Raw genomic sequence first — 255 nt, 5'->3', positions numbered from 1 at the left:
ATATCTGGAACAGCCCTTACAGTCTGGACGTGCTGAACTTTCGCGGCGAGGAACAGCTCAGCGAGACTTTTTCCTACACCGTTGACGTCACCTGCCCCGAACCGGATATCGACGCCGCGCAGATGCTCCGCCAGTTCGCCAGCTTCACTATGGGCACGCCTTTCCAGCCGGAACGCGTCGTGTACGGCGTTATCCGTGACTTTCAGCGCCTGTCGACCTCCGCCGATGAAACCCTGTACCGCCTCGAACTGGTGC

General features: G+C 59.6%; 1 protein-coding gene. It reads left to right on the top strand.

Translation table 11 applies throughout. The features are described 5' to 3' along the window. Positions 1-2: 2 nt before the first annotated feature. On the top strand, positions 3-255 hold a 253-nt coding region (locus J1778_RS00045), incomplete at its 3' end, for a contractile injection system protein, VgrG/Pvc8 family (protein ID WP_338019630.1).

Origin of the sequence: Rahnella bonaserana (assembly GCF_019049675.1) — a bacterium.
Classification (GTDB): domain Bacteria; phylum Pseudomonadota; class Gammaproteobacteria; order Enterobacterales; family Enterobacteriaceae; genus Rahnella; species Rahnella bonaserana.
The sequence above is the reverse complement of the archived record's forward strand: the minus strand, read 5'-3'. Positions and strand labels throughout refer to the sequence as shown.